The organism is Streptomyces sp. NPDC006265, assembly GCF_040613555.1.
GTDB lineage: Bacteria > Actinomycetota > Actinomycetes > Streptomycetales > Streptomycetaceae > Streptomyces.
Map to the genome: position 1 here is coordinate 1 of NZ_JBEXSH010000719.1, position 4759 is coordinate 4759.

Annotated in this window: 4 protein-coding genes; all 4 read left to right on the plus strand. The window is 71.8% G+C overall.

From position 1 onward, the window contains the following. On the plus strand, positions 1-478 hold a 478-nt coding region (locus ABZ281_RS38270; RefSeq protein ID WP_356662628.1), incomplete at its 5' end, for an RNA methyltransferase. Between the two features lie 54 nt (positions 479-532). Continuing rightward, a complete protein-coding gene (locus ABZ281_RS38275; RefSeq protein WP_356662629.1) occupies positions 533-1684 on the plus strand; it encodes an ATP-binding protein in 1152 nt (383 codons plus the stop codon). Positions 1685-1812: 128 nt separating this feature from the next. Next, positions 1813-2940 carry a phenylalanine--tRNA ligase subunit alpha gene (gene pheS, locus ABZ281_RS38280; protein WP_356662630.1) on the plus strand — a complete coding sequence of 376 codons (1128 nt, stop codon included), beginning with the start codon at positions 1813-1815 and terminating at the stop codon, positions 2938-2940. Then, on the plus strand, positions 2940-4759 hold a 1820-nt coding region (locus ABZ281_RS38285), incomplete at its 3' end, for a phenylalanine--tRNA ligase subunit beta (RefSeq protein ID WP_356662631.1). The genes pheS and ABZ281_RS38285, both read left to right, overlap by 1 nt.

A 4759-nucleotide genomic window follows, 5' to 3' on the forward strand; every position in this document is an offset into this window, starting at 1 on the left:
CGCCAACGTCCGTGACCCCGGCAACGCCGGGACCGTGCTGCGCTGCGCCGACGCCGCCGGGGCCGAGGCCGTCGTGCTGACCGACGCCTCCGTCGACGTGTACAACCCCAAGGCCGTCCGCGCCTCCGTCGGCTCCCTGTTCCACCTGCCCGTCGCCGTCGGCGTCCCCGTGGAGCAGGCCGTCGAGAGGCTGCGGGACGCCGGCGTCCGGATCGTCGCCGCCGACGGCGCGGGCGACCGCGACCTCGACGACGAGCTCGACAAGGGCACCATGGGCGGGCCGACCGCCTGGGTCTTCGGCAACGAGGCGTGGGGTCTGCCGGAGGAGACCCGCGCCCTCACGGACGCCGTCGTGCGCGTTCCGATCCACGGGAAGGCCGAGAGTCTGAACCTCGCCACCGCCGCCGCCGTATGTCTCTATGCGTCGGCGCGTGCACAGCGCGCCCCCGGAGGGTGCCGCTCCGTCACCGGGAACTAGTAGGGTGACCAGCTCAGGGACCCCTCTGCGGAGCCTTGGAGGTGGGGTACGGGGATGAGTGTCGGCACGAGCAGCGCACCGGGAGCCCAGGACGCCGGGAGCCCGCCCGCCGCGTCCCGGCCACCCGGTGATACCGCCGGACTCGGCATCGACCCCGACCAGCTGCCCGACGGACTCGTCGTCGCCGACGAGCAGGGTCACGTCATCTGCTTCAACGCGGCCGCGGAGCGCATCACCGCCGTCCGCGCCAAGGACGCCCTCGGGCAGCGCATGGAGAAGGCCCTGCCGTTAGAGGACCTGGAGGGCCGCCGCTGGTGGCAGCTGACCGACCCGTACGGCGGCCTCGCCATCCGTGTCGGACAGCCCGAGCGCAACCTGCTCCTGCCCGGCGGCCGTGAGGTGCTGGTCTGCGCACGCTACGTCCGCACCCGGCCCACCGGCCCCCTCCGGCGCCTGGTCGTCACCCTGCGCGACACCGAGGCCCGCCGCCGCACCGAGCGCAGCCACGCCGAGCTGATCGCCACCGTCGCCCACGAACTGCGCTCCCCGCTGACCTCCGTCAAGGGCTTCACCGCCACCCTGCTCGCCAAGTGGGAACGCTTCACCGACGACCAGAAGCGCCTGATGCTGGAGACCGTCGACGCCGACGCCGACCGGGTCACCCGGCTCATCGCCGAGCTGCTCGACATCTCCCGCATCGACTCCGGGCGGCTGGAGGTGCGGCGCCAGCCCGTCGACATGGGCGCCGCCGTGGGACGGCACATCCAGGCCTACGTCGCCGCGGGGCAGCCCGCCGACCGGTTCCTGCTGCGCGTCCAGCAGCCGCTGCCCGACCTGTGGGCCGACCCCGACAAGATCGACCAGGTGCTCAGCAACCTGCTGGAAAATGCCGTGCGGCACGGCGAGGGAACTGTCACGATCGACGTCACGGCCACGGCGTCCCTCCGCGAGGGCGAGTACGCCGAGAACGCAGCCACGTCGGTCACGGTGAGCGACGAGGGGCCCGGCATCCCGGAGGAGTCCATGAACCGCGTCTTCACCCGCTTCTGGCGGGGCAGCAAGCGCGGTGGGACGGGCCTCGGGCTCTACATCGTCAAGGGCATCGTCGAGGCCCACGGCGGCACCATCACGGTCGGCCGCGCCCCCGGCGCCGGCGCCGAGTTCCGATTTACGTTGCCCGTGAGCGCTCCGGCCTATCTCGCCTGAGCCCCACGGGCGCATTCGCATACCTCCACCCCGTTAGACTCGGCCATTGGCACCTTCGTGTCCCTTCAGGCGGCCGTCCGAGTCGGTGACGGGGACCTTCAGCCAGCCAATCGGAAGCACGGGAAGAGATGTCGGCACCGAATAAGTCGTACGACCCTGTCGAGGTCGAGACGTTGAAACCGGAAGAGATCGAGCGCATGCGGGACGAGGCGCTCGCCGCCTTCGCCGCCGCGGACTCCCTCGACGCGCTCCACGAGGCCAAGGTCGCCCAGACCGGCCCCACCTCCCCGCTGGCCCTCGCCAACCGCGAGATCGGCGCCCTGCCCCCGCACGCCAAGGCCGAGGCCGGCAAGCGCGTGGGCCAGGCCCGCGGCGCCGTGAACAAGGCCCTCGCCGCCCGCCAGGTGGAGCTCGAGGCCGAGCGGGACGCACGGGTGCTCGTCGAGGAGGCGGTGGACGTCACGCTGCCGTACGACCGCGTACCGTCCGGCGCCCGGCACCCGCTCACCACGATGATGGAGCGGGTCGCGGACGTCTTCGTGGCCATGGGCTACGAGGTCGCCGAGGGGCCGGAGGCCGAGGCGGAGTGGTTCAACTTCGACGCCCTGAACTTCCTGCCCGACCACCCGGCCCGGCAGATGCAGGACACCTTCTTCGTCCAGGGCCCCGAGGGCACCGACGAGTCCGGGTCCGGTGTCGTCCTGCGCACGCACACCTCCCCGGTGCAGGCCCGCGCGCTGCTCGACCGTGAGCTGCCGGTCTACATCGTCTGCCCCGGCCGCGTGTTCCGCACCGACGAGCTGGACGCCACGCACACGCCCGTCTTCCATCAGATCGAGCTGCTGGCGGTCGACGAGGGCCTGACGATGGCCGACCTCAAGGGCACCCTGGACCACATGGTCCAGGCCCTGTTCGGCGCGGACATGAAGACCCGGCTGCGGCCGAACTTCTTCCCGTTCACCGAGCCCAGCGCCGAGATGGACATGCTCTGCTACGTCTGCAAGGGCGAGTCCATCGGCCACCCCGACCGCCCCTGCCGCACCTGCTCGTCCGAGGGCTGGATCGAGCTCGGCGGCTGCGGCATGGTCAACCCGCGGGTGCTCACCGCCTGCGGCGTCGACCCCGAGAAGTACAGCGGGTTCGCCTTCGGGTTCGGCATCGAGCGGATGCTGATGTTCCGCCACAACGTCGAAGACATGCGAGACATGGTCGAGGGTGACGTCCGGTTCACCCGGCCGTTCGGGATGGAGATCTGATGCGGGTCCCGCTTTCTTGGCTGCGGGAGTACGTCGACCTGCCGGAGACGGAGACCGGTCGTGACGTGCAGGCCAAGCTCATTTCGGCCGGTCTGGAGGTCGAGACCGTCGAGCAGCTCGGCGCCGACCTCAAGGGTCCCCTGGTCGTCGGCCAGGTCGCGACGATCGAGGAGCTGACGGACTTCAAGAAGCCGATCCGCTTCTGCACCGTCGACGTCGGCCAGGCCAACGGCACCGGCGAGCCCCAGGAGATCATCTGCGGCGCCCGCAACTTCGCCGTGGGCGACAAGGTCGTCGTGGCCCTGCCCGGCGCCGTCCTGCCCGGCGACTTCCAGATCGCCGAGCGCAAGACCTACGGCCGGATGTCACGCGGCATGATCTGCTCCAGCGACGAGCTGAACATGGGCGACGACGGTACCAAGGGCATCATCGTCCTGCCGCCGGAGACCGAGATCGGCAAGGACGCCGTCGAGCTGCTGGAACTGGTCGACGAGGTCCTCGACATCGCGGTCACGCCCGACCGCGGCTACTGCCTGTCGCTGCGCGGCGTGGCCCGCGAGACCGCCATCGCCTACGGCCTGCCGCTGCGCGACCCGGCGCTGATCGACGTGCCCGGCCCGAACGCGTACGGCTACCCGGTGCGGATCTCCGACCCCGTCGGCTGTGACCGTTTCACCGCCCGCACGGTGACCGGCCTCAGCGCCGAGGCGCGCTCCCCGATCTGGCTCCAGCGCCGCCTGCAGAAGGTCGGCATGCGCCCGATCTCGCTCGCCGTCGACGTCACGAACTACGTGATGATGGAGCTCGGCCAGCCGCTGCACGCCTACGACCGTGGCCTGGTCCAGGGCACCATCGGGGTGCGCCGGGCCGAGGCGGGCGAGAAGCTCATCACCCTCGACGGTGTCGAGCGCACGCTGGACGCCGAGGACCTGGTGATCACCGACGACCGCGGCCCGATCGGGCTCGCCGGCGTCATGGGCGGCGCCAACACGGAGATCGCCGACCTCCCCCAAGCTCTCGACTCCGCTCGAGCAGGGGGGACCCCCATCGCCGTGGAGAACGCCACGGCGGACGTCGTCATCGAGGCCGCGCACTTCGACGCGGTGTCGATCGCGCGTACGGCCCGCCGGCACAAGCTGTCCTCCGAGGCGTCCCGGCGCTTCGAGCGCGGCATCGACCCGCAGGCCGCGGCGGCCGCCGCGCAGCGCACCGTCGACCTGCTGGTCCTGCTCGCGGGCGGCACCGCCGAGGCCGGTGTCACCGAGGTCCTCGCCCCGTCCGCGCCGCGCACCGTCACCATCCCGGCCGACCACCCCGACAAGGTCGCGGGCGTCGCCTACGGCCGCGAGACCGTCGTGCGCCGCCTCCAGGAGGTCGGCTGTGACGTGTACGGGCAGGACGAGCTGATCGTCACCGTCCCGTCCTGGCGGCCCGACCTCACCGACCCGAACGACCTGGCCGAAGAGGTCATCCGGCTGGAGGGCTACGAGAACCTGCCCTCCACGCTGCCCAAGCCCCCGGCGGGCCTCGGCCTGACCGACCGGCAGCGGCTGCACCGCCGCGTGGGCCGCGCCCTGGCCGGTGCCGGATACGTCGAGGCGCTGAACTACCCGTTCATCGGCGAGCAGGTCTTCGACCAGCTCGGCCTCGAGGCGGACGACCCGGCCCGCCGCGTCGTCAAGCTCAGCAACCCGCTGAGCGACGAGGAGCCCGCGCTGCGCACGTCGCTGCTGCCGGGTCTGCTCACCGCCCTGCGGCGCAACGACGGCCGCGGCTCGCACGACCTCGCGCTGTTCGAGTCCGGTCTGGTCTTCCGGCC